Origin of the sequence: Dyadobacter sp. UC 10, assembly GCF_008369915.1 — a bacterium.
GTDB lineage: Bacteria > Bacteroidota > Bacteroidia > Cytophagales > Spirosomataceae > Dyadobacter.
In genome coordinates this window covers 1-519 of record NZ_VSRN01000011.1, presented here as the reverse complement: position 1 = coordinate 519, position 519 = coordinate 1, and the positions used below count along the sequence as shown (strand labels likewise).

Annotated in this window: 1 protein-coding gene; it reads left to right on the top strand. The window is 71.1% G+C overall.

Translation table 11 applies throughout. From position 1 onward, the window contains the following. On the top strand, positions 1-519 hold a 519-nt coding region (locus FXO21_RS28605; protein WP_149643684.1), incomplete at both ends, for an FAD-dependent oxidoreductase.

Sequence of the window (519 nt, the reverse complement as noted above, 5' to 3'; positions counted from 1 at the left end):
GATCTACCCGATGCCCGACCGCGCGGGGCTCGGCGTGCACCTGACGCTCGATCTCGGCGGGCAGGCGCGTTTCGGCCCGGACGTCGAATGGTGCGATGCGCTGCGCTATGAAGTCGACCCGGCGCGTGCGACCGCGTTCTACGCGTCGATCCGCGCCTTCTGGCCGGGCTTGCCGGATGGCGCGCTGCAGCCGGCGTATGCGGGCATCCGGCCGAAGGTCGCGGGCCCCGGCGAGCCGCCGGCCGATTTCATCGTGCAGGGCGCCGCGCAGCATGGCGTGCGCGGGCTCGTGAACCTGTTCGGCATCGAGTCGCCGGGGCTCACCGCGTCGCTCGCGCTCGCGCACCTGACCCGCGAATATCCGAACAAGCTCACGCATTCGCTCGCAGGTCCGCACGACGTGCAGGGGCCGCGCGCGCTGCACCCGATCTTCTACGGCAGCTACGACTGGCATTCGTGCGTGCACGGCTACTGGCTCGTGCTGCGCGTGCTCGAACGCTACCCGGCATTGCCGGAGGC